At 64.2% G+C, this 24844-nt stretch carries 25 protein-coding genes; 18 read left to right on the forward strand and 7 right to left on the reverse strand.

The features are described from left to right. The first annotated feature begins 132 nt into the window (after nucleotides 1-132). The 6 genes from LY284_RS31485 to LY284_RS31510 are packed head-to-tail and all read left to right on the forward strand — an operon-like array spanning nucleotide 133 to nucleotide 5883. Nucleotides 133-1020 (forward strand): CoA ester lyase, encoded by an 888-nt coding sequence (locus LY284_RS31485; RefSeq protein WP_233390188.1) that lies wholly within the window; start codon nucleotides 133-135, stop codon nucleotides 1018-1020. A 29-nt stretch (nucleotides 1021-1049) separates the two neighbouring features. Next, nucleotides 1050-1511, forward strand: coding sequence for a MaoC family dehydratase (locus tag LY284_RS31490; protein ID WP_053571389.1), 462 nt, complete (start codon nucleotides 1050-1052; stop codon nucleotides 1509-1511). A gap of 27 nt (nucleotides 1512-1538) precedes the next feature. Then, nucleotides 1539-2705 carry an acyl-CoA dehydrogenase family protein gene (locus tag LY284_RS31495; protein ID WP_077160938.1) on the forward strand — a complete coding sequence of 389 codons (1167 nt, stop codon included), beginning with the start codon at nucleotides 1539-1541 and terminating at the stop codon, nucleotides 2703-2705. A gap of 37 nt (nucleotides 2706-2742) precedes the next feature. After that, nucleotides 2743-3981 (forward strand): CaiB/BaiF CoA-transferase family protein, encoded by a 1239-nt coding sequence (locus LY284_RS31500; protein ID WP_233390190.1) that lies wholly within the window; start codon nucleotides 2743-2745, stop codon nucleotides 3979-3981. 2 nt (nucleotides 3982-3983) lie between these two features. Further along, a complete protein-coding gene (locus LY284_RS31505) occupies nucleotides 3984-5150 on the forward strand; it encodes a CaiB/BaiF CoA-transferase family protein (protein ID WP_233390193.1) in 1167 nt (388 codons plus the stop codon). 46 nt (nucleotides 5151-5196) lie between these two features. After that, on the forward strand, nucleotides 5197-5883 hold the full coding sequence (locus LY284_RS31510) for a nitroreductase family protein (RefSeq protein WP_233390195.1): 687 nt from the start codon (nucleotides 5197-5199) through the stop codon (nucleotides 5881-5883). A 40-nt stretch (nucleotides 5884-5923) separates the two neighbouring features. On the opposite strand, the gene LY284_RS31515 is transcribed toward LY284_RS31510, so the two are convergent. After that, on the reverse strand, nucleotides 5924-6853 hold the full coding sequence (locus tag LY284_RS31515) for a LysR substrate-binding domain-containing protein (RefSeq protein WP_233390197.1): 930 nt from the start codon (nucleotides 6851-6853) through the stop codon (nucleotides 5924-5926). A 111-nt stretch (nucleotides 6854-6964) separates the two neighbouring features. Between LY284_RS31515 and LY284_RS31520 the strand changes: the two genes are divergently transcribed. Genes LY284_RS31520 through LY284_RS31550 form a run of 7 tightly spaced genes read left to right on the forward strand, consistent with a single transcriptional unit; the run spans nucleotide 6965 to nucleotide 14539 of the window. Beyond that, nucleotides 6965-8137, forward strand: coding sequence for an acyl-CoA dehydrogenase family protein (locus LY284_RS31520; RefSeq protein WP_233390199.1), 1173 nt, complete (start codon nucleotides 6965-6967; stop codon nucleotides 8135-8137). A gap of 21 nt (nucleotides 8138-8158) precedes the next feature. Then, on the forward strand, nucleotides 8159-8908 hold the full coding sequence (locus tag LY284_RS31525) for an electron transfer flavoprotein subunit beta/FixA family protein (protein ID WP_014252381.1): 750 nt from the start codon (nucleotides 8159-8161) through the stop codon (nucleotides 8906-8908). A gap of 18 nt (nucleotides 8909-8926) precedes the next feature. After that, nucleotides 8927-9871 carry an electron transfer flavoprotein subunit alpha/FixB family protein gene (locus tag LY284_RS31530; RefSeq protein ID WP_233390201.1) on the forward strand — a complete coding sequence of 315 codons (945 nt, stop codon included), beginning with the start codon at nucleotides 8927-8929 and terminating at the stop codon, nucleotides 9869-9871. Between the two features lie 37 nt (nucleotides 9872-9908). Further along, complete coding sequence (locus LY284_RS31535; protein WP_233390203.1) at nucleotides 9909-10757, forward strand: MaoC family dehydratase N-terminal domain-containing protein; 849 nt, start codon at nucleotides 9909-9911, stop codon at nucleotides 10755-10757. A 17-nt stretch (nucleotides 10758-10774) separates the two neighbouring features. After that, nucleotides 10775-11971: a CaiB/BaiF CoA-transferase family protein gene (locus LY284_RS31540; protein WP_233390206.1), complete on the forward strand. Its 1197-nt coding sequence runs from the start codon at nucleotides 10775-10777 to the stop codon at nucleotides 11969-11971. Nucleotides 11972-11974: 3 nt separating this feature from the next. After that, a complete protein-coding gene (locus LY284_RS31545; RefSeq protein ID WP_233390208.1) occupies nucleotides 11975-12826 on the forward strand; it encodes a CoA ester lyase in 852 nt (283 codons plus the stop codon). Nucleotides 12827-12844: 18 nt separating this feature from the next. Next, nucleotides 12845-14539 carry an electron transfer flavoprotein-ubiquinone oxidoreductase gene (locus LY284_RS31550; RefSeq protein ID WP_233390210.1) on the forward strand — a complete coding sequence of 565 codons (1695 nt, stop codon included), beginning with the start codon at nucleotides 12845-12847 and terminating at the stop codon, nucleotides 14537-14539. 58 nt (nucleotides 14540-14597) lie between these two features. On the opposite strand, the gene LY284_RS31555 is transcribed toward LY284_RS31550, so the two are convergent. Next, nucleotides 14598-16022: an MmgE/PrpD family protein gene (locus LY284_RS31555; RefSeq protein WP_233390211.1), complete on the reverse strand. Its 1425-nt coding sequence runs from the start codon at nucleotides 16020-16022 to the stop codon at nucleotides 14598-14600. Nucleotides 16023-16120: 98 nt separating this feature from the next. Next, entirely contained in the window at nucleotides 16121-16930 is an 810-nt protein-coding gene (locus tag LY284_RS31560; RefSeq protein ID WP_233390214.1) for an enoyl-CoA hydratase/isomerase family protein, read from the reverse strand. Between the two features lie 363 nt (nucleotides 16931-17293). Between LY284_RS31560 and LY284_RS31565 the strand changes: the two genes are divergently transcribed. Continuing rightward, complete coding sequence (locus LY284_RS31565) at nucleotides 17294-17524, forward strand: hypothetical protein (RefSeq protein ID WP_045460752.1); 231 nt, start codon at nucleotides 17294-17296, stop codon at nucleotides 17522-17524. A 43-nt stretch (nucleotides 17525-17567) separates the two neighbouring features. Here the strand turns inward: LY284_RS31565 and LY284_RS31570 are convergent, their stop codons facing one another. Both LY284_RS31570 and LY284_RS31575 read right to left on the reverse strand, forming a co-directional pair. Continuing rightward, nucleotides 17568-18494, reverse strand: coding sequence for an alpha/beta hydrolase (locus LY284_RS31570; RefSeq protein ID WP_233390216.1), 927 nt, complete (start codon nucleotides 18492-18494; stop codon nucleotides 17568-17570). A 13-nt stretch (nucleotides 18495-18507) separates the two neighbouring features. After that, nucleotides 18508-19299 carry an SDR family oxidoreductase gene (locus LY284_RS31575; RefSeq protein ID WP_233390218.1) on the reverse strand — a complete coding sequence of 264 codons (792 nt, stop codon included), beginning with the start codon at nucleotides 19297-19299 and terminating at the stop codon, nucleotides 18508-18510. Between the two features lie 197 nt (nucleotides 19300-19496). Here LY284_RS31575 and LY284_RS31580 point away from each other — a divergent pair, with 197 nt between their 5' ends. After that, nucleotides 19497-19790 carry a DUF2889 domain-containing protein gene (locus LY284_RS31580; RefSeq protein WP_309243231.1) on the forward strand — a complete coding sequence of 98 codons (294 nt, stop codon included), beginning with the start codon at nucleotides 19497-19499 and terminating at the stop codon, nucleotides 19788-19790. Here LY284_RS31580 and LY284_RS31585 read toward each other — a convergent pair. Both LY284_RS31585 and LY284_RS31590 read right to left on the reverse strand, forming a co-directional pair. Then, complete coding sequence (locus LY284_RS31585) at nucleotides 19787-20719, reverse strand: electron transfer flavoprotein subunit alpha/FixB family protein (protein ID WP_233390219.1); 933 nt, start codon at nucleotides 20717-20719, stop codon at nucleotides 19787-19789. The two genes, LY284_RS31580 and LY284_RS31585, sit on opposite strands and share 4 nt — an antisense overlap. A gap of 16 nt (nucleotides 20720-20735) precedes the next feature. Beyond that, complete coding sequence (locus LY284_RS31590) at nucleotides 20736-21485, reverse strand: electron transfer flavoprotein subunit beta/FixA family protein (RefSeq protein ID WP_233390221.1); 750 nt, start codon at nucleotides 21483-21485, stop codon at nucleotides 20736-20738. Nucleotides 21486-21747: 262 nt separating this feature from the next. On the opposite strand from LY284_RS31590, the gene LY284_RS31595 reads away from it, so the two are divergent. The 3 genes from LY284_RS31595 (at nucleotide 21748) to LY284_RS31605 (ending at nucleotide 24844) form a co-directional block, all read left to right on the forward strand. Further along, nucleotides 21748-22902 (forward strand): CaiB/BaiF CoA-transferase family protein, encoded by a 1155-nt coding sequence (locus tag LY284_RS31595; protein ID WP_233390223.1) that lies wholly within the window; start codon nucleotides 21748-21750, stop codon nucleotides 22900-22902. Between the two features lie 244 nt (nucleotides 22903-23146). Beyond that, nucleotides 23147-24289, forward strand: coding sequence for an acyl-CoA dehydrogenase family protein (locus LY284_RS31600; protein WP_045460737.1), 1143 nt, complete (start codon nucleotides 23147-23149; stop codon nucleotides 24287-24289). Between the two features lie 57 nt (nucleotides 24290-24346). Then, nucleotides 24347-24844, forward strand: coding sequence for a MaoC/PaaZ C-terminal domain-containing protein (locus LY284_RS31605; protein ID WP_045460735.1), 498 nt, complete (start codon nucleotides 24347-24349; stop codon nucleotides 24842-24844).

The following is a 24844-nucleotide window of genomic DNA, read 5'->3' on the forward strand; positions in this document are numbered from 1 at the left end:
AACACGCGCACGCTTAGAACTTAGGTGTAAACCCCCGATGACAGCTTTTCCTTCTCGCTTCAAACTAACTACCAGTTGTTAGGTAATAGCCTAACGTCGGTTCGATGAAGTCATCAACAGGCTCAGACACTCATGACGACGCAGATGAAACCCATACGCTCCTTTCTCTTTGTGCCGGGCAACAAGCCGACATGGATCGAGAAGTCCATCCATTCCGGGGCCGATGCATTGATCCTGGATCTGGAGGACAGCGTGCCGCCCGCGCAGAAAGCCGAAGCGCGTGAAATCGTCAGATCCCGGCTTGCTTGGCTGGCCGAGCGAAAGCAGCGCATCTGGGTGCGCATCAACCGCAGCGCTCATCTGTACGACTTCGACGACATCCTGGCGGTCGTGAGTCCCGTGATCGAGGGCATCGTGATCTCCAAACCTTGCGGTCCCGAAGACATCCACACTGTCTCTTCGATGCTGGCCGAGGCCGAGTACCGCGCGGGCGTCCCGGTAGGTCATACCAAGGTGATTCCGTTGCTGGAGACCGCTCGCTCTTTGCAGCTTGCCTACGAGATTGCCCAGCACGAGCGCGTGCCCGCCATCGTGGGGGCGACGGCCAAGAACGCCGACGTTGCGCGCGCGCTCAAGACCGTCTGGTCGCCGGGCGGCCGCGAAACCCAATACCTGAAGTCACGCATCGTCATGGCGGCACGGGCCGCGGGCAAGCTGCCGATAGGCGGTGTGTGGCAACAGGTCCACGATCTGGAAGGGCTCAAGGTGTCATCGGCCAATGATCGCCAGTTGGGCATGAGTGGAGAGCTCGTGCTGCATCCGTCCAATGTCGAGATCGTCAACCGGACATACAGTCCGGATGCCGAAGAGTTGGCCTTCTACCGGGGGATGATCGACGCGCTGGACAAAGCGCAGACCGAGGGCCGTGCCTCGTGCATCTACGACGGCGAACACATCGATATTGCGCACGCCAAGACGGCGCGAGAAATCATCGAGTTCGCTCAGTCGTTCAACAGTTGATCGCCGATCAGCACACCAGGGAAGAGAAAATGGCAGGCCTTTATTTCGAAGCGTTCAAGCCCGGCATGGTGATCGAGCATGCCATCCGCCGCACCGTCACCGAGACGGACAACATCCTGTTCTCGGCCATGACCTACAACTGCGCGCCGCTGCATATCGACGCGGAATACAGCAAAAACTCCATCTACGGCCAGCGGCTCGTGAACAGCATGTTCCTGCTGGCGCTGGTGGCGGGCATCACCGTGTACGAAACCACGCTGGGCACCACGCTGGGGAACCTGGGATTCGGTGAAATCGCCTTTCCGAAGCCCACGTTCCATGGCGATACCGTGCGCGTCGAGACGGAGATTGTCGAGACGCGCCTGTCGAAGAGCCGAAAGGACTCGGGCATCGTCACCTTCAGGCACGTCGCGAGGAATCAGCGCGACGAGATCGTATGCACCGCCGTGCGCACGGGGCTGATGATGCTGCAACCGGCCAACGAAGCGTGATTCATATCTGCAGGAAGACTTGACGCCATGGACTATCAACTCACCCCCGATCAGCTTGCCATTGTCGACGCAGCCGAAAAGATCTGCACCGACTTCCCGCTCGAATACTGGCGCAATAAGGACAGGAAACACGAGTTCCCGCACGAATTCTTCGAGGCCGTCGCCAGCGGCGGATGGCTCGGTATCTGCATGCCCGAAGACGTGGGCGGCGCGAATCTCGGTGTGACGGAGGCGGCGCTGTTCATGCGCGCGGTCGCCGAGTGCGGCGGGCAGGCGGCGGCTTCGACCATCCACATGAACATCTTTGGCCTTCAGCCGGTCGTGCACTTCGGCACCGAGGCGCAGAAGAAGGCGTGGCTTCCGCCTTTCGCGCGGGGCGAGCACAAGGCGTGTTTCGCGGTGACCGAGCCGGACACGGGCCTCGATACCACCAAGCTGAAGGTGGTGGCGAAGAAGCAGGCCGACGGAAGCTTCCTGCTGTCGGGCAAAAAGGTATTCATCTCGACCGCGCAGGTGGCCGATCATATGCTGATCCTCGCGCGCACCACGCCGATCGAGGACGTGAAGAAGCACAGCGAGGGCTTGAGCCTGTTCTACACGAAGCTCGACCGCGACTATGTCGAGATTCGCGAGATCGACAAGCTCGGACGTGCCGCCGTCGATACGAACGAACTCTTCATCGACAACTTGCCGGTGTCGAAGGATTCGCTGATCGGCGAGGAAGGCAAGGGCCTGAGCTACATCTTTCACGGCATGAACGCCGAGCGGGTGCTGGTCGCCGCCGAGCAGATCGGCATCGGCCGCGCCGTGCTCAAGCTCGCGACGCAATACGCGAAGGAGCGCGTGGTGTTCGGCCGTCCGATCGGCAAGAATCAGGGCGTGCAGCATCCGCTGGCGCGCAACTGGGCCGAGCTCGAAGCCGCGAACCATATGATGTTCGCCGCCGCGGACCTCTACGACAAGGGGCTCTCCTGCGGCTCCGAAGCCAACGCCGCCAAGCTGCTGGCGTCCGAGGCGTGCATGAACGCCTGCCAGACATCGATTCTCACGCATGGCGGCTTCGGCTATGCGAAGGAGTATCACGTGGAGCGCTTCATGCGGGAAGCGTGGATCGGTTACATCGCACCCGTCACGCCGCAGCTCATTCTGTCGAACATCGCAGAGCGTAAGCTTGGCTTGCCGAAGTCGTATTGAGCACGGCAGGCCGGTGCAGGAGGTTCAGGAGACAAGCATGTCCGCTACAAGACCGTTGGAAGGTATTCGCGTTCTCGATCTCACCGTGGCGCTCGCCGGGCCCTATGGTTCCTTGCTGCTGGGCGGGATGGGTGCGGAAGTCATCCGCATCGAGTCGCCGGGCGGCGGCGATATCGCGCGCAACAACCCGCCGTATGTCGGCAAGGAGGGCGTCCACTTCGGCGTGAGGCGCGAAGACGAGGTGTCGCTGACCATCCTGAACCGCGCGCGCAACAAGAAGAGCATCACGCTCGATCTGAAATCCGCTCAGGGGCGCGCGGTGTTCATGGAGCTGGCCAAGGAATCCGACGTGGTCATCGAGAACGCCAGCGAGGGCGTCATGGCGCGGCTGGGCGTCGACTACGACAGCGTGGCAAAGGCCAACCCGAAGATCATCTATGCGTCGATCAAGGCCTTCGGCGAACCCAGCCCTTACCCCAATCTCAAGGGCATGGACATCATCGTTCAGGCGTTGTCCGGCATCATGGATGTGACCGGCGTCGCCGATGGGCCGCCCACGCGCTGGGGTCTGCCGATTGCCGATCTGGTCGCGCCGCTCTACGCGGTCAACGGCATTCTCGCCGCGCTGATTCATCGCGGGAAGACAGGCGTGGGGCAACGCGTTCAGGTGTCGATGCTCGATTGCCTGTCGTCCATGGTGGCCGAGGAGCATTTCGACGTATTCGTCGGACATGGCTATCCGAAGCGCTCGGGAAACTTTCATGATCGCCTCGTGCCGTTCGGCGTGTACGGCACGCTCGATGGCCACGTGGCGATGGTCGCCTTTCAGCCCGACTGGTTCCGCAACCTCATGGAAGCGCTGGGCAGGCCCGAGTTGGCCGCGGACCCGCGCTATGCCACGCGGGGTCCGCGCATGAAGCACGCGGCCGAACTCAACGCGATGATCGAGGCGTGGACCACGCAGCGCAGCACGGCGGAAGTCATTCGGGAATTGCAGGAGAAGCGCGGCGTGCCCGCGGCTGCGGTGCGCTCGCCGCTGGATGTGCTGAAGGATCCGGTCTTGCAGGAGCGCGGCGCGGTGGTGAAGCTGGAGCACCCGGGTCTCGCGGAAGTCGATGCCATGGGCATGGGTCTGCCGATCAGGTTTTCGAAGACGCCCGCGCAGTTCGATCAGCCGGCCCAGGAACTCGGCGCATCCAACGACGAGATATACCGCGGGCTGCTCAAGCTGCCGGACGAGCGGCTGCAACGACTGCGCGACGAAGGAGTGATCTGAACATGTCCGCAGCCTCTTCGCGTCGCGGTCCGCTCGCGGGCGTCAAGGTCGTCGAGATAGCGGGCATCGGTCCGGGGCCGCTGGCCGCAATGTTCCTGGCCGACCTGGGCGCGACCGTCATCCGGGTGGATCGCAAGGAACCTTCGGGCCTGGGCGCGCCGCGTCCGCTGCAGTTCGACCTGGGGCTGCGCAACCGCAAGTCCATCCGCGTCGACCTGAAGGACGCTGACGCCGTCGAGATGGTGATGGAACTGGTCGCAGACGCCGACGCGCTCATCGAGGGCTTTCGTCCCGGCGTGATGGAGCGGCTGGGCCTGGGTCCCGACGTATGTCTCGCGCGCAACCCACGGCTGGTGTATGGGCGCGTCACGGGCTGGGGGCAAGACGGTCCGTTGTCACAGGTGGCCGGGCACGATCTGAACTACATCGCCATCACCGGTGCCTTGCATGCCATGGGCCGGGCGGGGCAGGCGCCCACGCCGCCGCTGAACGTACTGGGCGACTACGCGGGCGGCTCGCTGTACCTGGCCTTCGGACTGCTGGCGGGCGTTCTAGAAGCGCGCGGCTCGGGCAAGGGTCAGGTGGTGGACGCGGCCATGGTGGACGGTGTGGCCTCCATCATGACCGTGATGATGGGCCTGCATGCGGCGGGCATGCTCGGCAAGGCGCGCGGCACCAATCTGCTCGACACCGGCGCGCACTTCTACGAAGTGTATGAGTGTGCCGATGGCAGATATGTGAGCGTGGGCCCTATCGAGAGCAAGTTCTATCGACTGTTGCTCGAAAAGCTCGGGTTGCAGGACCATCCGGTGCTGCAAAAGCAGATGGACCGTGCGCAGTGGCCCGAGGCGAAACAGGTGCTGGCCGCCCGATTCAGGCAACGCACGCGCGATGAATGGACGCAACTGCTCGGTGAATCGGACGTATGTTTCGCCCCCGTGCTCGATTTCGACGAAGCGCCGGATCATCCGCACATCAAGGCGCGCGGCACGTTGATCGACATCGACGGCATCACGCATCCGGCGCCCGGCCCGCGGTTTTCGCGAACGCCTGCGGCGCGGCCGGAAGCGCCGGCTGAATCGACCACCGACAATGCCATTGCCGCGCTGCGGGACTGGCTGCCCGAGGCGCGCGTTCAGGCGTGGCTCGCGCGAGGCGCGTTCATCTGATCGGCCGGCAGGTTGGCCGGATGGCAGTGGCAAGGACTCTACTCATATGACATCGCATACTTTCGATCTCTCCGCGCTCGATCGCCTGACCACCGGCCGTTCAACCTGTCGCGCCTATCAGAACAAGGCGCTGGACGCCGGGTTGATCCGCAGTATCGTCGGCATGGCGAGCCGCTCGGCGTCGTGGTGCAACGTGCAGCCCTGGCAACTGGTCATCACGGAAACGCCGGAGAGCACGGAGCGTTTTCGCAATGCGCTGATGCAGCGCGCCCAGAGCCAGCCGGAAACCGAATCCGATCTGCCGTTTCCGCCCGGCTACCGGGGCATTTATGGCGAGCGCCGGCGCGGTGCGGGGCTCGCACTGTATTCGTCGCTGGGTATCGGTCCGAAAGACAATGAGCGCAGCGCCGAGCAGGCCTTCCGCAATTACCGCATGTTCGATGCGCCGCACGTGGCGATCGTCACGGCGCCGGCCGAACTCGGACCGTATGCGCTCGTGGACGCCGGCGGTTTCATCGCCTCGTTCCTGCTGGCGGCCTACGCGCATGGCGTCGCCACCACGCCGCAAGGGGCGCTGGCGCGCCACGCGCATTTCGTGCGCGGGTACTTCGGCATTCCCGATACGCAGCACATGATTTGCGGCATTTCGTTCGGCTATGCGGAGCCGGAGCACCCCGTGAACCGCTTCCGCACCACGCGTGCGGGCGTGGACGATCTGGCGCGCTTCGCCTGAGCGAAGCGAACGGGCGAAAACGGCTTGACATCGCCCCGGTTTAACCGAGCCAGCGTGCGTCCGGCCAGCGGCCATCGTCGAATGTGGTCCTGACGCAGTCCAGCAGCGCCGCCACGACGCAGCGCACGGGCGCCGTGGCCTGCCGGCTGCTGGGCGCGGCGAGCACGATCGTGCGCTTGAGCCCCGGCGATGCCAACGGAGCCGCGCTCAGCAGGCCCCGTTCCACTTCGTCCGTGACCCCGACGGCGGGAAGAATCGTCCATCCGTGACCTTGCGCAACGAGCTCTTTCTGCACGCTCAGCGCATTGGTTTCGGCAAACACGCGCAGCGTCACGCCAGCTTCGGCCGCGGCGTGTTCGATCACCGCGCGCAGGCCCTGTGGCGCGGCGGGCAGGATGAACGACTCCCGCGCGACGCGCGACAACGCCATCGGCCGCTTGCGCGAGAGCTGCGCGGACGGCGCGGCGACCACCCACAGGCTTTCCTCCAGCAAGGCCTTCACTTGCAGCGCGGGCGTTTCCTTCTGCCCATAGAGGAGGGCGGCATCGATATCGCCGGCTTCGAGCCAGTCCTGCAAGTGCCCCGCGTACCCGATGGTCAGGCGCAGGCGGATATGCGGATAGCGCCGCGCGACCTCGCCCGCCAGCATCGTGGCGAGGAGATCCGATGTGCTCGCCAGCAGACCGATGCTCACGATGCCCGAGACCGGCCCTTCGGTCGGCTGAATCTCGGCCTTGGCGCGCGCCACTTCATTGAGGATACGGCGCGCGTATTCGAGCATGGTCTTCCCTGAAGCCGTGAGTTGCATGCCGTGGCGGCTACGGTCGAACAGCTCCGTGCCCATGTCTTCCTCCAGCAGCCGCAACTGGCGCGACACGGCGGGCTGCACGAGATTCAGGAGACTGGAAGCGCGCGTGACGTTCCCCGTTTCGGCCACGGTGACGAAGGCGCGCAGTTGCTTGAGGTCCATGGCGGATAGCTCGATACCGAAAAATGATGAATCGATCAGGAAATTCTATTTTTTCAAATATCCATCAAAACTTATGATGGTGCAACCCAAGTCACTTACCGGACCTGATTCATGAGCGCCTCCATTTTTTCCGCCCCCGGCCCGTACCAGGAAATTCGCGATGCCGTGCGCGATCTATGCAATCAGTTCCCGGCCGAGTACCACCGCAAGGTCGACGAGGCGCGCGGCTATCCCGAAGAGTTCGTCAACGCGCTCACCAAAGCCGGCTGGCTGGCGGCACTGATTCCGCAGGACTATGACGGCCCGGGTCTCTCGATGGCCGAAGCCTCGGTCATCATGGAAGAGATCAATCGCTCGGGCGGCAACTCCGGCGCGTGCCACGGACAGATGTACGTGATGAACACCATCGTGTTCAGCGGCACCGAGGCGCAGAAGCAACGCTATCTGCCGCGCATCGCCGCGGGCGAGTTGCGCGTGCAATCGATGGGCGTCACCGAGCCCACGACGGGCAGCGATACCACGAAGCTCAAGACCACGGCCGTGAAGCGTGACGGGCGCTGGGTCATCAACGGTCAGAAAGTCTGGATCTCGCGCGTGCAGCACAGCGACCTGCTGATCCTGCTCGCGCGCACCACGCCGATCGACCAGGTGCAGAAGAAGAGCGACGGACTCTCGTGTTTCATCGTCGAGCTGAGCAAGGCTATCGGCAATGGCCTCACGGTGCGGCCCATTCTCAACATGGTCAATCATGAGACCAACGAACTCTTCTTCGACAACCTGGAACTGCCGGAGGATGCGCTGCTGGGCACCGAGGGCAAGGGGCTGAAGGTGATCTTCGACGGCCTGAACGCCGAGCGCACGCTGATCGCAGCCGAGTGCATCGGCGATGGTTACTGGTTCCTGGAGAAGGCGCGCGACTATGCGAGCGAGCGCAAGGTATTCGGCCGCCCGATCGGGCAGAACCAGGGCATTCAGTTCCCGCTGGCCGAGTCGTACATCGAACTGGAGGCCGCCAATCTGATGCGCTGGCGCGCCTGCGAAAAAATCGATGCTCGCCAGAATGCGGGCGTGGAGGCCAACATGGCCAAGTACCTGGCGGCCAAGGCCAGTTGGGAAGCGGCCAATGCCTGCCTGCAGACACATGGCGGCTTTGGCTTTGCGTGCGAATACGACGTCGAGCGCAAGTTCCGCGAAACGCGCCTGTATCAGGTCGCGCCCATTTCCACCAACATGATTCTCGGACACGTGGCCGAGCACGTGCTGCAACTGCCCCGTTCCTACTGATCGAATGAAGGATTGCGCATCATGAAGATTTTCGTACCGGTCAAGCGGGTGGTGGACTTCAACGTCAAAGTCAGGGTCAGGAGCGACGGCACGGGCGTGGACCTTGCCAACGTAAAAATGAGCATGAATCCGTTCGACGAAATCGCCGTCGAGGAAGCCGTGCGTCTGAAAGAAGCGGGCGTGGCGACCGAAGTCGTGGCGGTGTCGGTCGGCGTGGCGCAGGCGCAGGAAACGCTGCGCACGGCGCTGGCCATCGGCGCGGATCGCGCGATTCTCGTCGAGGCGGGCGACGGCGTCGAACCGCTGGGCGTGGCGAAGGTGCTCAAGGCGCTCGTGGACAAGGAGCAGCCGCAATTGATCATCCTCGGCAAGCAGGCCATCGACGACGATTCGAATCAGACCGGCCAGATGCTCGCGGCGCTGGCCAATCTGCCGCAGGCGACGTTTGCCTCGAAAGTCGCCATCAGTGACGGCAAGGCCACGGTCGCCCGCGAAGTGGACGGCGGCGCGGAAACGCTGTCGCTCACGCTGCCTGCCGTGGTCACGACCGACCTGCGCCTGAACGAGCCGCGCTACGTCACGCTGCCGAGCATCATGAAGGCAAAGAAGAAGCCGCTGGAGACGGTCAAGCCCGCGGACCTCGGCGTCGATGTCGCGCCGCGCCTGAAAACCCTGAAGGTCGCCGAGCCCCCGAAGCGCAGCGCGGGCGTGAAAGTGCCGGACGTGAAAGCGCTGGTCGAGAAATTGAAAACGGAAGCCAAGGTCATCTGATCGGCGGAGATTACGGACATGACGATTCTGGTTATTGCTGAACACGACAATGCGACCGTCAAGGCCGCCACCCTGAACACCGTGGCCGCCGCGCAGAAGATCGGCGGCGACGTGCATGTGCTGATCGCAGGACACGACGCGCAGGGAGCGGCCGATGCCGCGGCGCGGATCGCGGGCGTCGCGAAGGTGCTGCTGGCTGATGCGCCGCAGCTCGCAGCGGGCCTCGCTGAAAACGTCGAGGCGACGGTCCTGGCGCTCGTGCGACATGCTGCGTCGAACTACTCGCATATCCTCGCGCCGGCCACGGCGGCGGGCAAGAACGTGGCGCCTCGCATCGCGGCGAAGCTGGATGTGGCGCAGATCTCGGACATCACGGCCGTGGCATCGCCGGACACTTTCGAACGTCCGGTCTACGCGGGCAATGCGATCGCAACGGTGCAGTCGGGCGACCCCGTCAAGGTGATCACGGTACGGACCACCGGTTTCGATGCGGTGGCGGCCGAAGGCGGCGGCGCTTCTATCGAGAAGGTGGAAGCGGCGGCGGACAGCGGCCTTTCGCAGTTCGTCAGCCGCGAAATGACGAAGCTGGACCGTCCGGAACTGACGGGCGCGGCGATCATCGTCTCGGGCGGCCGTGGCCTTGGCAGCGGCGAGAACTACAGGAAGGTGCTGGAGCCGCTGGCGGACAAGCTGAACGCGGCGCTCGGCGCCTCGCGCGCCGCGGTCGATGCGGGCTACGTACCGAACGACTATCAGGTCGGTCAGACGGGCAAGATCGTCGCGCCGCAACTGTACGTCGCGGTCGGCATCTCGGGGGCGATCCAGCATCTGGCCGGCATGAAGGACTCGAAGGTGATCGTGGCGATCAACAAGGACCCCGAGGCGCCGATCTTCAGCGTGGCCGACTACGGTCTCGAAGCCGACCTGTTCCAGGCCGTGCCCGAGCTTGCCCAGACCTTGTGATGCATCATACGAACAACGCGATGGAGCGCACGGCCGCATGAATTCCGAATCCCCTGAATCCTTCGAGGCCTGGGTCGGCCGCAGCGACGAAAGCGCGGACACGATCACGGCGGCACCCATTCGTCTCATGCAGGCGACGCTCGACTACCCTGATGCCTCGTCGCTGCCCGGGACGCTGCCGCCGCTGTGGCACTGGCTGTACTTCCTGCCGGGCGAGCGCCAGTCCAATATCGGCACGGACGGCCATCCGCGGCGCGGCGGCTTTCTGCCGCCCGTCACGCTGCCGCGGCGCATGTGGGCCGGAGGACGCCTGCAGTTCCTGCGCGCGCTTTCCGTGAGCGCGCCGGTCCGCCGCGTCTCGACGATCAAGAGCATTCAGAGCAAGTCCGGGCGCAGCGGCCATCTGGTGTTCGTGACCGTGCTGCACGAGATTTTCGATTCAGAGGGCGTCGCCATCCGCGAAGAGCAGGACATCGTCTACCGTGACGCGCCGGCTGCCGGGGCGGCTGCGCCCGAACCGGCGCCTGCACCCGTCGATGAGCAATTCGGGCAGACCATTTCGCCCGATCCCGTGCTGCTGATGCGCTACTCGGCGCTGACCTTCAACGGTCACCGCATCCACTACGACCGTCCGTATGCCATCGAGGAGGAGGGCTATCCCGGCCTCGTGGTGCACGGACCGCTGATCGCGACGTTGCTCATGGAAGCGCTGCGCCGCGCGCATCCGGAAAAAACGATACGCAGCTTCGAATTCAAGGCCGTCAGCCCGGTGTTCGACATCGCGCCGTTCAGCGTCAACGGCAAGCTCGAAGGCGGCACGGCGCGTTTGTGGGCGCGCGGTGCTCAAGGCCAGCTGGCCATGCTGGCCAGCGCGCAAATCGAATAACCGAGACGAGACACGCCATGTCGGAATCCCTCCGCCCAGGGCCGCTCAGCGGCCTGACCGTCATTACGCTGGAACATGCGATCGCCGCGCCGTTCTGCACACGTCAGCTCGCTGATCTGGGCGCGCGCGTCATCAAGGTGGAGCGTCCGGGCACCGGCGATTTCGCGCGTGCCTATGACCATCGCACGCGCGGCCTCGCCTCGCACTTCGTCTGGACGAATCGCTCCAAGGAGAGCCTCACGCTCGACCTGAAGCAGCCCGCCGCGCAAGAAGTGCTGGCCGAACTGATCGGCCGGGCCGACGTCCTGGTGCAGAACCTGGCGCCCGGTGCGGCCGCGCGCATGGGCCTCTCGTGGGACACGCTGCATGCGAAATACCCCCGGCTGATCGTGTGCGACATCTCCGGCTACGGCGATGACGGCCCTTACCGCGACAAGAAGGCCTACGATCTGCTTATCCAGAGCGAGGCGGGGTTTCTCTCGGTCACCGGCACGCCCGACGAGCCCAGCAAGGCCGGCAACTCGATCGCCGATATCGCCGCCGGCATGTACGCCTACACGGGCATTCTGAGCGCGCTGCTGCAACGCAACCTCGCGGGCACGGGCTCGCACGTGGAAGTCTCCATGCTCGAAGCGCTGGGCGAGTGGATGGGCTTTCCCATGTACTACGCCTACGACGGCCAGCAGGCGCCGGGGCGCAATGGCGCGGCGCACGCCACCATCTATCCCTACGGCCCGTTCAAGGCGGGCGATGGCAAGGTGGTCATGCTCGGCCTGCAAAACGAGCGCGAGTGGAAAGTCTTTTGCGACATCGTGCTGCAACGCCCAGAACTCGCGGCCGATCCGCGCTTCGACGCCAATGTGCGTCGCGTGGAGAATCGCGCGGTGCTGAAGGAAGTTATCGAAGCGTGCTTTTCAGGCATCACCGCCGAGGACGTGATCGCCCGCCTGGACGAAGCCCGGATCGCGAATGCCGCCGTCAATCAGGTGGGTGATCTGTGGACGCATCCGCAACTGCATGCGCGTCAGCGTTTCCGTTCCATCGATTCGCCCGCGGGTCCCTTGCAGGCGCTGCTGCCGCCCGCGACCGTCGACAGCTTCGATGCCCGCATGGGTGCGGTGCCCGCGCTGGGCGAGCATAGCGAACAGATACTGCGCGAACTGGGCCGCTCGGACGCCGAGATCCGCCAATTGCAAACCGACGGAGTGATCTGAGACATGGGCGCAACCATTGCATCTGCCGTGCGCCATGCGCGCAGCCTGCTGTTCGTGCCCGCCACCCGGCCCGAGCGTTTTGCCAAGGCGCTCGATTCGGGCGCCGACTGCATCATCGTCGACCTCGAAGATGCCGTGGCCGAGGACAGCAAGGACAGCGCGCGCGCGCATCTCCTGCAGCATCTTCCGCAGCTTGCTCCCGCGCAACTGGCCCGCACCGTGGTACGGGTGAACGCCACTGGCACCCCCTGGCACGGTGCCGATATCGCGCTGCTGCGCGACTGGGTCGGGCAGGGCGTGGCCGTCATGCTACCCAAGTCGGAAGACCCGGCCGCACTGCGAGGCGTAGCGAACGAGCTTGGCGAGGCGGCGCGCATCGTGGCGCTGATCGAATCGCTGCGCGGACTCGATGCCGCCGATGCGCTCGCGCACGAGCCTCACGTAGCGCGTCTCGCCTTCGGTCATCTGGATTTTCAGCTCGATCTCGGCATGCACGCCTCGCCGGAGGAGCCGGAACTTGCCTTCGCGCGCAACGCCCTTGTCGCTGCGGCGCGTCGCGCCGGGTTGCCGGCTCCCATCGACGGCGTGACGACCGACACGGGCGACACCGGCCGTCTGACGGCGGATGCCCGGCGTGCACGGGCCTTCGGCTTCGGCGGAAAGCTGTGCATCCATCCGGCTCAGGTGGCCGGCGTGAACGAGGCGCTGGGGTATTCCGAGGCCGAGCGGGTCTGGGCGGAGCGCGTGCTCGAAGAGGCCGCGAAGCGCGGCGGAGAAGCCTTCTCGCTGGACGGACGGATGATCGATTTACCCGTGATACGCGCAGCCGAAGCGATTGCCGCAGCACGCAACTAAAGTCATAGACCTGGCACGATGAACAGCGAAGAACTCTTAGCGCAGTACGGCCCACGCGAATCCATGGAGTATGACGTCGCGATCGTGGGCGGCGGTCCCGGCGGCCTGGCCACGGCCATCCGCATCAAGCAACTGGCGGCGGAAAAGGGCGGTGATATCTCGGTCGTGGTGCTCGAAAAAGGTTCCGAGGCCGGCGCGCACATCCTCTCGGGCGCGATCATGGATCCGCGAGCGCTGAGCGAACTCTTCCCGGACTGGAAAGAGCGGGGCGCGCCGCTGAACCAGCCTGTCACTGACGAGGCCTACGTGTTTCTCGGCCTGAAATCGTCGATGCGCGTGCCCAACATGCTGCTGCCGCCGTTCGCTCACAACCACGGCAACTACATCATCAGCCTCGGCGCGCTGACGAAATGGCTTGCGGAACAGGCCGAGTCGCTCGGCGTGGAAATCTTTCCCGGCTTCGCCGCGGCGGAACTGCTCTATAACGATGACGGCTCCGTCAAGGGCGTAGCAACGGGTGACATGGGCGTCGGCAAGGATGGCGAGCCGACGGAGAACTTTCAGCGCGGCATGGAACTGCACGCGAAGTACACCATCCTTGCCGAAGGCGCGCGCGGACATCTGGGCAAGCAGGCCATCGCGCGCTACGGGCTCGACGCGGGGCGCGACCCGCAGAGCTTCGGCATCGGCATCAAGGAATTGTGGGAGATCGATCCCGCGCGTCATCGGCCTGGCTTCGTCGCCCATACGGCTGGCTGGCCGATGGACAACAAGACCTATGGCGGAGGGTTTCTTTACCATCTGGAGGGCAACAGGATCGCCGTTGGATTCGTCACGGGTCTCGGCTATACGAACCCGTACCTGAGTCCTTTCGAGGAATTCCAGCGCTGGAAAACCCATCCCGCCATTCGGCGCTACTTCGAGAACGACAAGGGCGAAATCACGGCGAAGCGTTTGTCGTACGGTGCGCGCGCGATCAACGCCAGCGGCATCAATGCTTTGCCCAAGTTCGTCTTTCCGGGCGGCGCGCTGGTGGGCTGCGACGCGGGCTTTCTCAACGTCAGCCGCATCAAGGGCAGCCACGCCGCCATCAAGACGGGCATGCTTGCGGCCGAAGCCGCCTACTCGGCCGTGGCGGCAGGCCGCCAGCACGACGAGCTTGCAGACTATCCCGAAGCCTTTGGGAAGAGCTGGCTCCATGCGGAACTGAAGAAGGACCGCAACTTCAAGAACTGGTTCAAGTACGGCCTCGTGGCGGGAACGGTGATGAACGGCTTCGAGCAACTCGTGCTGCGCGGCCGTATGCCCTGGACGTTGCGTCGTGACAAGCCCGATCACGCATACCTGAAGACAGCCAGCGAATGCGAGCCGGTCGTCTACCCCAAGCCGGATGGAAAACTGACTTTCGATCGTCTTTCCAGTGTGTTCATCAGCAATACCAATCATGAGGAAAATCAGCCCGCGCATCTGACGTTGAAAGACGCAGGCGTGCCGGTGAGTGTCAACCTGGCTCGCTACGCGGGTCCCGAGGCGCGCTACTGTCCGGCGGGCGTCTACGAATTCGTCGATGACGAGAGACAGGGCGGCAAGCGGCTGCAGATCAACGCGCAAAACTGCGTGCATTGCAAGACCTGCGACATCAAGGATCCGACGCAGAATATCGTCTGGGTCACGCCGGAGGGCGGCGGCGGACCCAACTACTCGGGGATGTAGATCGGGGCCGCCCTGCTTGGCCCTGTGCAGAGCAACGCCCGGACGGCTCAGCCCCCGATCACTGCTCGGTAGCGCACAGGCGCATCAAGTCGGCGGCCTTCATCGCCGGGACTATCTCACGCAGCGTAACGAGGAGCTTTTTTGCCTGCGCGGTTCCCAGTACGTCCCCTGTGAGCTCCATGAACTTCTCGTCCTGCTCGCGTTCGGACATGGGATTCGTATCGGTGCCGATCGGGTCTTCGACAAACACATGCTCCGCGCTGCCGTCCGTGAACGTGACGGTCACGTCGGCCACGAACTTTCCAGGGTATTGCTTTTCCAGCGCTGGCTCTTCGGTGATGCGGATGCTGCGCGCCATGGCAATCACGGGCGTCATGTCGATCTTGCCAGCCAGGTAGTCGCGATGGATCGCGTAGCCGTTGCCCTTGCCGAGCAACGCGAATGCCGCCTGAATGGGCAAGCTGAATTGAACGTGCTCGATGTTCCTCGGCTCGTAAGCGTTGGCGTTGGCCGCCCCGACCACGACGTTGAAGTGCGGCGTGATCTTCAGGTGCACATCGGCGATCTCGTCGCGGCGCGCGGCAAACGGGCGCAGCGCGTCGATGTAGGCATGTGTGCAATAGCAGGCGCAGTAGGCCTTGAGCCAGACGGTGCCGATCTCGAACGGCCGGCCCGCTGCAAAGCGCTGCTCGGCGGCATCGCCGGCCGCACGCTGCAGGAAGGTGCGGAAGAACCCTTTATTGCCGCTCAGGAACGCGCGCGGTCCGGTGATGCCGGCCTTGGCCATATCGGCGGCGGCCATGCCGTTGCGCGTGCCGATGCCCGCGTGAATCCGTTTGATCGAGCCGCCCGTGGACGTGTACTCGGTCGTGCCCGACATATGACTCAAAGCGATCGCGAGTGCGTGCAGCGTGGTTTCGGCATCGAAGCCGCGCAGCTTCGCCGCGACCGCGGCGGCGCCCAGATTGGACAGCGTGCAATGCGGGTGAAAGCCCCGCTGCAGAAGATCGGGCGAGGCCAGCACGCCGATGCGCGTATAGACCTCGTAGCCGGCGACCATCGCGGTGATCACCTCTTCGAGCGACGAACCCAGTTCCTCGCCGATGGCCAGCGCGGCCGGTATGACGCAACTGCCCGGATGGCTGTAGCTCGGGCCGTGCGCGTCGTCGTACTCGAAACCGTGGCCGTATGAGCCGTTGACGAAGGCGGCATCCGGCGCGCTCATGGTGAGGCTGGAGGCGCTCACGCGGCTCTTGCCCGGACGCTGCTGGGCGACGGCGTATTTCAGCAGTTGCCCGGACCACGGCATCGTCGAGATGCCGATCTGCAATGCGAGCTGGTCGCGCATCAGCCTGCTTACGCCGGCGAGCGCGGAGGCGTCGATATCTTCGTATCTCAACGTCTGGATGAAGCGCACGACGGCCTGCTCCAGCGGAGGGCAGTTGGATGGCGAGTCAGCTTGCGTTTCGCGGTTGGTGCTCATGTCTGTCTCCTTGTCGAATGGTCAGGGCCGTTCCAATAACTAATATTAGTTAGATTTGCGAATGCGGCATGAAGCCGCGTATCAGTCTGTGCCGCCGCCTACCGGGGCAATCGGGCTGAGGGAAAGTCCGGCTGCCGCTTGGCGCGCATGGCCGCCACGCCTTCTTTGACGTCGGCGCCGAGGAAGCACAGCATCTCCATGGCGAGCGAGTTGTCGAAAATGGGTCCGGCCATGCGCATCCAGTTATTCAGCGACTTCTTGGTTGCGCGGATGGCGGTCTGGCTGCCGCGCGCCAGATTGGCGGCGATCGCCAGCGATTTGACGAGCACGTCGGCACGCGGCGCACAGAAGGTGACGAGGCCGATACGTTCGGCCTCTTTGCCATCGATGAAATCCGCCGTCATGAGGTAGTACTTGGCCTTGGCCATGCCGCAGAGCAGCGGCCATACGATGGCGGCGTGGTCGCCCGCCGACACGCCCAGACGCGCGTGGCCGTCGGTCAGGCGTGCGTCTTCCGCCATCACGCTGACGTCCGCGAGCAGCGCCACGACGAGCCCTGCGCCTACGGCTGTCCCGTTGATGGCGGAAATAATCGGCTTATCGCAGGCCAGCATGTTGTAGACGATGTCGGAGGCCTCCTTCATCACGCGCATGGTGGCTTCCTGGCTGGCCGACATCTCTTCGACCACGGACAGATCGCCGCCCGCCGAAAACGCGCGTTCGCCCGCGCCCGTCACCACGATCGCCTTCACCGTGGGATCGTCGTTGGCCACGCTCCAGACCTGGGTCAGTTCCCAGTGCATTCTGTTGTTGGGCGCGTTCATGACCTCCGGACGGTTCAATGTGACGAGCAATACGCCGTCAGCCTGACGGTCGAACAGAAGGAACTGAAAGTCTTCGTATCGCATGCGTGAATCCAGAGTTGAGTTGAACGGTGGCGACGTACATTGAACTCGCCGGCATCGAATGGTGCAATGTGCGTGGTGCGGTTGTTCCGTACTTTGATCATTGCCCCTCATGGGCGCTGGTATCTGCGCTGCCGGGAACTTGGCCTGGATTTCGCATGCCTCCCGTTCCTCTCCCTCCGTTCGATTCTCAATCTAACATATGTTCGTAAGGTGTGCGTGCACGGTGCCGAATCACTTATCGAGTAGTTTGATCAAAGTACGGAACGCGTCGCTCGGCGCCGTTGACGCCCGATTGCGGCAGGTCGCACGATAAGCACCATGACGCAGGCATGTGCAGCGGGTGGCTGAAAGCAGGAGAAGGTGATGAACGTGACGAGAAAGACCTTGCGCGACGCAATCGAAAGTTGGCTGACACCGAACGGCGCGATCCCGTTTCGCATCCACTTTCTGCGGCGCACGGCATGTAGACGGTGTGTGAGGATCGATGCCCGCGCATCGACGGGCGACGTGGCGATCTGCTTCTTTCAGCACGAAGACGGCGCGTGGCATGTGTTCCCGCCGCAGCCGCGTCACGCGACGATGCGCATCGCGTAGCCGTCTCCGCCGCTTTCGTTCGAAACGCGCGTCGGCGTAGCGATTACGCGACGAGACCGCGGAGCCGTTCGCAGATGAAACCGAGCCCGCTGCGGCTGCCGGGCAGCACGCCGATCATCATCAGAAAACCATGCATCTGCCCCTGTGCACGAAGATGATGAACCGGCACGCCAGCCGCTTCGAGGCGCTGCGCGTACGCTTCACCCTCGTCGCGCAGTACGTCGTGTTCCGCGGTGACGATGATCGCCTCCGGCAAGCCGGAGAGATCGGCTTCCCGCAATGGCGAGGCGAGACTCGCCTGCCGTGCCGCGTCGGTGGGCGCGTAGTGAGTCCAGTACCACATCATCACCTCGCGGCTCGTCAGGAGCTGGTTCTCCGGTGCGATGTACGACGGTCGATCGAACGTGCAGTCGGTCACCGGATAGACGAGCAACTGACCTTTGAGCGGCACGGTGCGCGCGCGACGCGCGAGCAGCGTCACCGCGATTGCGAGATTCGCTCCCGCGCTGTCGCCGCCCACGAGCACGGGCAATTCGACGCCGAGCAGCGCGGCCCGTTGCGCGGCGAGCCACTGCGTCGCCTGCCATGCATCGTGCACCGGCCCCGGGAACGGGTGCTCCGGCGCCTTCCGGTATTCGACGAGCGCAACGGCGACGCCCGCTCCCGCCACGATCTCCCGGCAGAGCGGCGTGAATTCGTCGACGCCACCGACGACCCAGCCGCCGCCGTGGAAGTACACGAGCAGGGCTTGCGGTTTTTCGTCCGGCACGAACAGGCGTGCACGGAGCATGCCGCCCTCGACGGGGATATCGAGGGGAACGATGGTGCGCACATCGGCGCCCGGGGACAGGATCGTGCTGATTCGCGCAAACGCGGCGCGCGCCTCGTCCGGCGTCATCTGATGACGCGGCTTCGATGCTGCCGCGGCGAGCTTGTCCATGAACGCGCGGGTTTCGAGGTCGAGGCTCATGACGCAGTCCTGTTTATTGGCGAGATTGCAATCCGTCCAGCACGGTCTCCACACCGCCGAACAGGTTCCAGCCCAGCGCCGCGGTCGCGCCGGCATCCACGACGATATTGGTGCCGGTCATCGCCGAGGCCGCATCGGACAACAGGAACGCGATCGGGCCTGCGAGTTCGCCGGGCGTGATCACGCGGCCGAGCGCGGTTTGCCGCGCCATCACGGCGGGATCGCGTTCGCCGCGCGCGTAGCTGGCTTCGATCACGGGCGTGCGCACCGGCCCCGGCGAGACGGCATTCACGCGAACGCCCTGTCGGCCGAGATAGACGGCGAGGGCGCCGGCCAGATTGATCATCGCGGCTTTCGACGGGCCATAGGCGAGATGGGGCGTCGGCATCATGCCGGCGAGCGACGAGAGCATCACGATGCTGCCGCGTCTGCGCGATGCCATGAGCAGCCCGACCGAGCGGCAGACTGCATAGGCGCCGCGCGCGTTGATGTCCATAATCCGGTCCCAGGCCGACAAGTCGGTCTGCAACGGGCCCTGCGCGGGCGGGATCACGCCGGCCGCGAACACGAGCCCGTCGATGTCGCCGCATTCACGCTCGATGGCCTCGATGCACGGCTCAATGCCGTCGATGTCGCCGACATCGAGCCGATAAGCACGCCCCCCGGTTTCGGCGGCCACGCGTTGTGCGGCTTCTTCGTCCCGGTCAGCCACGATCGGGTTCCACGCCGATGCGAGCGCGGCGCAGCATGCCGCGCCGATGCCGCCGGCGCCGCCCACCACGAGCACGTTTCTGCGCAAATCCATGAACCTCTCCTCTGAATAGGTGTCTTCCGGAAGGCCGCCTGCCGCCGATCCGTGACCGATACGGCATGGCGCTTCCTTCGCTGTGGTATTCAACGATGACTAACCGGCGCGTAGCGTGTCAACGCGCATTGCGCGCGTTTGCCGTACTTTGAAATTCGGCGCGATTTGCCCGGGCGTGTCTCGCACGTGCTTCGCCGATTTTCAACCGGTCCTGGAAGGGCTTTCTGCGCGACGACGGTCTTTGGGATATCGAAGGAGAAATCATCGACGAGAAGGGGTATGACAGCGTGGATCGCGAACGCGGCACGCTGCCCGCCGGCTCGCCGTACCACAACATGTGCGCGAGACTGACCGTCGATAACGAGCTCAGGATTCACGCGGTGGCGACGTCGATGCCCGCGACACCGTTCGTTTATTGCCCGGGCGCGAACGAGCGACGCGAAAGACGTGAGCGCATGCCGCCTGGCAGGCTTGCGGCCCAGCGCTTCTAGAGTTCGCCTGCAAGCTCCGGCACGAGCGCGAACAGATCGCCGACGACGCCGTAATCCGCTACGCTGAAAATCGGCGCTTCCGCGTCCTTGTTGATCGCGACGATCACCTTCGAATCCTTCATGCCCGCCAGATGCTGGATCGCGCCGGAGATGCCGACCGCGATGTAGAGCTGCGGCGCGACGATCTTGCCGGTCTGGCCGACCTGATAATCGTTAGGCACGTAGCCGGCATCGACCGCCGCGCGCGATGCGCCCAGCGCTGCGCCCAGCTTGTCCGCGAGCGGCTCCAGCACCTTCGTGTAGTTCTCGCCGCTGCCGAGACCCCGGCCGCCCGACACGATGATGCGCGCGCTGGTGAGTTCCGGGCGATCCAGCTTCGTCACTTCACGGCCGACAAACTGCGACGTGCCCGTGTCCGCCGCCGCGGCAATTGTCTCGACCGCTGCGCTCCCGCCTTCGGCCGCGGCCGGATCGAACCCGGTCGCGCGCACCGTGATGACCTTGATCGGATCGCTCGACTGAACCGTTGCTATCGCGTTGCCCGCATAGATCGGACGCTCGAAGGTATCGGCACTGACGACTGCCGTGATTTCGGAGATCTGTGCGACATCCAGCTTCGCCGCGATGCGCGGCGCGATGTTCTTGCCGTATGCGGTCGCCGGCGCGAGGACGTGCGTATAGTCCTTGGCGATATTCAGAGCGGTCGCCTCGACGTTTTCCGCCAGGCCCGCTTCGAGCTGTGGCGCGTCGGCCAGCAGCACTCTTGAGACACCTGCGATTTTCGCCGCCGCATCCGCCGCGCCCCGCGCAGTGTGACCCGCGACCAGCACGTGAATGTCGCCGCCGATCTTTGCGGCCGCCGCAACCGTGTTCAGCGTCGCGGCCTTGAGCGACGCGTTGTCGTGTTCCGCGATTACCAGAATCGTCATGTCTTTCTGCTCCCTCTCACAGCACCTTGGCTTCAGTCTTCAGCTTGTCGACCAGCGTCTTCACATCCGGCACCTTCACGCCCGCCGCGCGCTTCGGTGGTTCGGCCACCTTCAGCGTCTTGATTCGCGGCGCGACATCGACGCCGAGGTCTTCCGGCTTCACGGTGTCCAGCGGCTTCTTCTTCGCCTTCATGATGTTCGGCAGCGTCACGTAGCGCGGCTCGTTCAGGCGCAGGTCGGTCGTGACGACGGCCGGCAGCGTCAGCGACAGTGTTTCCGTGCCGCCGTCCACTTCGCGCGCGACGGTGGCACGGCCATCGGCGATCGTGACCTTCGATGCGAACGTCGCTTGCGGGAAGCCGGCCAGCGCAGCCAGCATCTGGCCCGTCTGGTTCGAGTCGTCGTCGATGGCCTGTTTGCCGAGAATCACCAACTGCGGCTGCTCCTTGTCGACCAGCGCTTTCAGCACCTTCGCGACGCCAAGCGGCTCGACGCCGTCGTTCGACTGAACGAGGATGGCGCGATCCGCGCCGATTGCGAGCGCCGTGCGCAGCGTTTCCTGCGCTTGCGCGACACCGACCGACACCGCGATCACTTCGGTCGCGACGCCCGCTTCCTTGAGGCGGACCGCTTCTTCCACCGCAATTTCATCGAACGGATTCATCGACATCTTCACGCTGCCGATATCGACGCCGGACTGATCGGATTTCACGCCGACCTTCACGTTCGCGTCCACGACACGCTTGACGGGGACCAATACCTTCACTTTGCCTCTCCTTTCCATTTCAACATTCGACCGAAAGCCGGGTCAGCGGCCATAGCTTGCGCATGGCATTCACAGTGGCGGTTCGGCCGGCGTGGCGTCAATCCCGCTCGCCCGATGGTTCCGTACTTCAGAAGCCCGCCAACCGCGACGTCATGCCCGATGCGCGGCTTCGACCGCATCGAAGTGCGAGTTCGATATTTCGAAATTGGACTGCCTGTCTAACCCGCGTAAGCTTGATCGAACTTCCATGGAGACGTTCAAGATGCAACACGCGAAAGGGCCGCTTGCAGGGATCAGGATCGTGGAACTGGGCGGCGTAGGGCCTGTGCCGTTCTGCTGCATGCTGCTGTCGGATCTTGGCGCCGATATCATTCGTATCGACCGCCCGCCGGGTTACGACGGCGGCCAGCCCGGCGATCCGCGCTTCAATCTCCTCAATCGCGGCCGGCGCAGCGCGGCACTCGATCTGAAGAGAAAGGAAGCGGTCGAGGCGGTCCTCAAGCTCGCCGGCCGGGCCGACGCGCTGGTGGAGGGGTTCCGCCCGGGCGTCGCGGAGAAACTGGGCCTCGGGCCGGATGCGTGCCTCGCGGCGAACCCCGCGCTCGTCTACGGCCGCATGACCGGCTGGGGGCAGCATGGCCCGCTCGCGCACGCGCCGGGCCACGACATCAATTACATCTCGCTGAGCGGCGTGCTGCATTCGGTCGGCGTGGCCGGGGGGCCGCCCGTGATTCCGCTGAACCTGGCGGGCGATTTCGGCGGCGGCTCGCTGTATCTCGCGCTCGGCGTGGTGTCGGCGATTCTCGAGAGCAAGCGGTCGGGGAAAGGGCAGGTCGTGGACGCCGCGATGGTCGATGGCTCCGCGTCGCTGATGACGCTGTTCTACGGCATGCTCGCGAGCGGTTACTGGAAGGACGCGCGCGGCAGCAATCGTCTCGACTCGGGCGCGCCCTGGTACAACGTGTACGAGACCCGCGACGGCCGCTGGTTGAGCGTCGGCTCGAACGAAGCGCGATTCTGGCGCAATACGCTGTCGATGCTGGGTCTGCGCGAAGAAGAGATGCCGGACCAGCACGATCGCTCGCGATGGCCGGAGGTGCATGCGAGGTTTGCCGCGATCTTCCGCACGCGCACCCGCGACGAATGGTGCGCGCTCGCCGAGGGACGCGATGTCTGCATCGCGCCGGTCATGTCGCTCGCGGAAGCGCCGGATCATCCGCATTTGCGCGCGCGGCAGACGTTCGTCGAGCGCGATGGCGTCGTCCAGCCGGCGCCGGCGCCACGTTTCAGCAGGACGCCCGGCGAGATACAGTCGGGGCCGGCGCTGCCGGGCGAGCATACCGACGAAGTGCTCGGCGACTGGGGATTCACCGCCGTCGAACTCGCCACGCTGCGCGAGGCCGGCGCGATCGCGTGACGCCGTAACCGCAGCGCGTCATTTGCGCCCGCTCCGCATGCGGGCGCGCCTGCTTTTTCTCCACCGGATGTTCTCCGCTCCCCGCGCATCGAATCCTTTCTCCCTCCGGTTGCGAGCCGATTTCGATTACGCGAATCGTCACTTCAGAAACGGTCAGTTGGTTTGTGACGCTTGACGCTCTAAGCTCGTTTCACGATGAACGTGCGGCTGCTTCAGCAGACGTCAATAACTGGAGTGCAGACTAATGGCTAATTTTCTCGACGAATCGCAAACGATGTGGCTCGACACCGTGAACAGGTTCATGGACAACGAGATCACGGTCGAATACGTGCGCAAGTGCGACATGAATCGCGATTACCCGTACGAAGCGTATGACATGATCGCGAAGCAAGGCTGGCTCGGCATTCTCATTCCGGAAGCCGAGGGCGGTTCGGGCGGCGACATCTTCGATTACTCGCTGATGGCCGAAGGTCTCGGCAAGTTCGGTTTCGACTTCGCTTGCTCGGTGCTCGTGCCGACGTTCACCGCGATGAACATCATCAAGTTCGGCACGCCGCAGCAGAAGAAGCAATACGTGCAGCCGTTCATCGACGGCAAGATTCGCTTCTCGGTGTCGATCTCCGAACCCGATGCCGGCTCCGACGCCGCCAACACGAAGACGCGTGCGCGCCGCGACAGCAACGGCGACTGGATCGTCAGCGGCCAGAAGCTGTGGTGCAGCGGCGCGGCGGCGAAAGACACCGTGATCGCAATGCTGGTGCGCACGAGTACGGACGACAAGCACAAGGGCCTCTCGGTGCTGCTGATTCCGAACGACACGCCGGGCATGGTGATCAACAAGCTGCCGACGCTCTCGCGTCATGCCACCGGCACGACCGAAATCTTCCTCGACGAAGTGCGCGTGCCGGGCGACGCGCTGCTCGGCGACGAAGGCCAGGGCTGGAAGATCATCACGGAGCATCTGGAGCTCGAACGCTGCGCGGTGGCGGCCGCATACACGGGCAATGCGCAGCAGGCCGTCGCGACGGCCACGCGCTACGCGCACGAGCGCATTCAGTTCGATCATCAGCTCTACGACTTCCAGGTCGTCCGCCACATGCTGGCCGACTGTCAGACCAAGGTCGATGCCGCGCGCCTGCTGTGCTATCGCGCCGCGCAACTGGCTGCGAATCATGTGCCGTGCAGCCGCGAAGTATCGATGGCCAAGCTCTACGGCTCGGAAACGCTGAAGGAGTGCGCGCTCACCGGCATGCAGGTGCTCGGCGGCTACGCGAACCTGCCGGAAGCCGACATGGAGCGCTATCTGCGCGAGAGCATTCAATCGACCATCGGCGGCGGCACTTCGCAGATCCAGCGAACCATCATCGCGAAATCGATGCGCCAGTAACGGCGAGGGAACGAGCCAACGACGCGCCCTTCGAATTCAATTGATAAGGAAACCGTAATGAGTGCCATCAACAACAGCATCAACATCCCACTCGACGAACTGGAAGTCGGCCAGAAGTTTCGCTCACCCGGCCGCACGGTGACCGAAAGCGACGTGGTGATGTTCTGCATGTTCACCGGAAACTGGATCGAGATTCACTCGAACAAGGAGTACGCGGAGAAGACGCGTTGGGGCGAGCGCATCGTTCAGGGCATGCTGACGTTCTCGCTGATCTCGGGCCTCCTGCAATTCGGCCCCGCGATCCAGGCGAACTACGGCGTGGACAAGATGCGCTTCCTGAATCCGGTCAAGATCGGCGACACGGTGTACGCGACGGCCGAGATCATCGGGAAGAAAGAGAAGGACGAGAAGTTCGGGGTTGGCACGATGCTGATCCAGGCGTACAACCAGCGCGGCGAGGTCGTACAGCGCAGCGAATGGAGCCTGCTGATGCTGCGCAAGCGCGCGGATCTGGACTTGCTGATCGCCGAAGCGCAACCCGAGTTCAAGGTCTGA

The sequence above is a fragment of the Caballeronia sp. PC1 genome (assembly GCF_021353155.1).
Taxonomy (GTDB): Bacteria; Pseudomonadota; Gammaproteobacteria; order Burkholderiales; family Burkholderiaceae; genus Caballeronia; species Caballeronia cordobensis.

Excerpts from the sequence above, each read along its gene's own strand:
- LY284_RS31485 (WP_233390188.1), top strand. The coding sequence starts at position 133 with ATGACGACGCAGATGAAACCCATACGCTCCTTTCTCTTTGTGCCGGGC.
- LY284_RS31490 (WP_053571389.1), top strand. The coding sequence starts at position 1,050 with ATGGCAGGCCTTTATTTCGAAGCGTTCAAGCCCGGCATGGTGATCGAG.
- LY284_RS31495 (WP_077160938.1), top strand. The coding sequence starts at position 1,539 with ATGGACTATCAACTCACCCCCGATCAGCTTGCCATTGTCGACGCAGCC.
- LY284_RS31500 (WP_233390190.1), top strand. The coding sequence starts at position 2,743 with ATGTCCGCTACAAGACCGTTGGAAGGTATTCGCGTTCTCGATCTCACC.
- LY284_RS31505 (WP_233390193.1), top strand. The coding sequence starts at position 3,984 with ATGTCCGCAGCCTCTTCGCGTCGCGGTCCGCTCGCGGGCGTCAAGGTC.
- LY284_RS31510 (WP_233390195.1), top strand. The coding sequence starts at position 5,197 with ATGACATCGCATACTTTCGATCTCTCCGCGCTCGATCGCCTGACCACC.
- LY284_RS31515 (WP_233390197.1), bottom strand. The coding sequence starts at position 6,853 with ATGGACCTCAAGCAACTGCGCGCCTTCGTCACCGTGGCCGAAACGGGG.
- LY284_RS31520 (WP_233390199.1), top strand. The coding sequence starts at position 6,965 with ATGAGCGCCTCCATTTTTTCCGCCCCCGGCCCGTACCAGGAAATTCGC.
- LY284_RS31525 (WP_014252381.1), top strand. The coding sequence starts at position 8,159 with ATGAAGATTTTCGTACCGGTCAAGCGGGTGGTGGACTTCAACGTCAAA.
- LY284_RS31530 (WP_233390201.1), top strand. The coding sequence starts at position 8,927 with ATGACGATTCTGGTTATTGCTGAACACGACAATGCGACCGTCAAGGCC.
- LY284_RS31535 (WP_233390203.1), top strand. The coding sequence starts at position 9,909 with ATGAATTCCGAATCCCCTGAATCCTTCGAGGCCTGGGTCGGCCGCAGC.
- LY284_RS31540 (WP_233390206.1), top strand. The coding sequence starts at position 10,775 with ATGTCGGAATCCCTCCGCCCAGGGCCGCTCAGCGGCCTGACCGTCATT.
- LY284_RS31545 (WP_233390208.1), top strand. The coding sequence starts at position 11,975 with ATGGGCGCAACCATTGCATCTGCCGTGCGCCATGCGCGCAGCCTGCTG.
- LY284_RS31550 (WP_233390210.1), top strand. The coding sequence starts at position 12,845 with ATGAACAGCGAAGAACTCTTAGCGCAGTACGGCCCACGCGAATCCATG.
- LY284_RS31555 (WP_233390211.1), bottom strand. The coding sequence starts at position 16,022 with ATGAGCACCAACCGCGAAACGCAAGCTGACTCGCCATCCAACTGCCCT.
- LY284_RS31560 (WP_233390214.1), bottom strand. The coding sequence starts at position 16,930 with ATGCGATACGAAGACTTTCAGTTCCTTCTGTTCGACCGTCAGGCTGAC.
- LY284_RS31565 (WP_045460752.1), top strand. The coding sequence starts at position 17,294 with ATGAACGTGACGAGAAAGACCTTGCGCGACGCAATCGAAAGTTGGCTG.
- LY284_RS31570 (WP_233390216.1), bottom strand. The coding sequence starts at position 18,494 with ATGAGCCTCGACCTCGAAACCCGCGCGTTCATGGACAAGCTCGCCGCG.
- LY284_RS31575 (WP_233390218.1), bottom strand. The coding sequence starts at position 19,299 with ATGGATTTGCGCAGAAACGTGCTCGTGGTGGGCGGCGCCGGCGGCATC.
- LY284_RS31585 (WP_233390219.1), bottom strand. The coding sequence starts at position 20,719 with ATGACGATTCTGGTAATCGCGGAACACGACAACGCGTCGCTCAAGGCC.
- LY284_RS31595 (WP_233390223.1), top strand. The coding sequence starts at position 21,748 with ATGCAACACGCGAAAGGGCCGCTTGCAGGGATCAGGATCGTGGAACTG.
- LY284_RS31600 (WP_045460737.1), top strand. The coding sequence starts at position 23,147 with ATGGCTAATTTTCTCGACGAATCGCAAACGATGTGGCTCGACACCGTG.
- LY284_RS31605 (WP_045460735.1), top strand. The coding sequence starts at position 24,347 with ATGAGTGCCATCAACAACAGCATCAACATCCCACTCGACGAACTGGAA.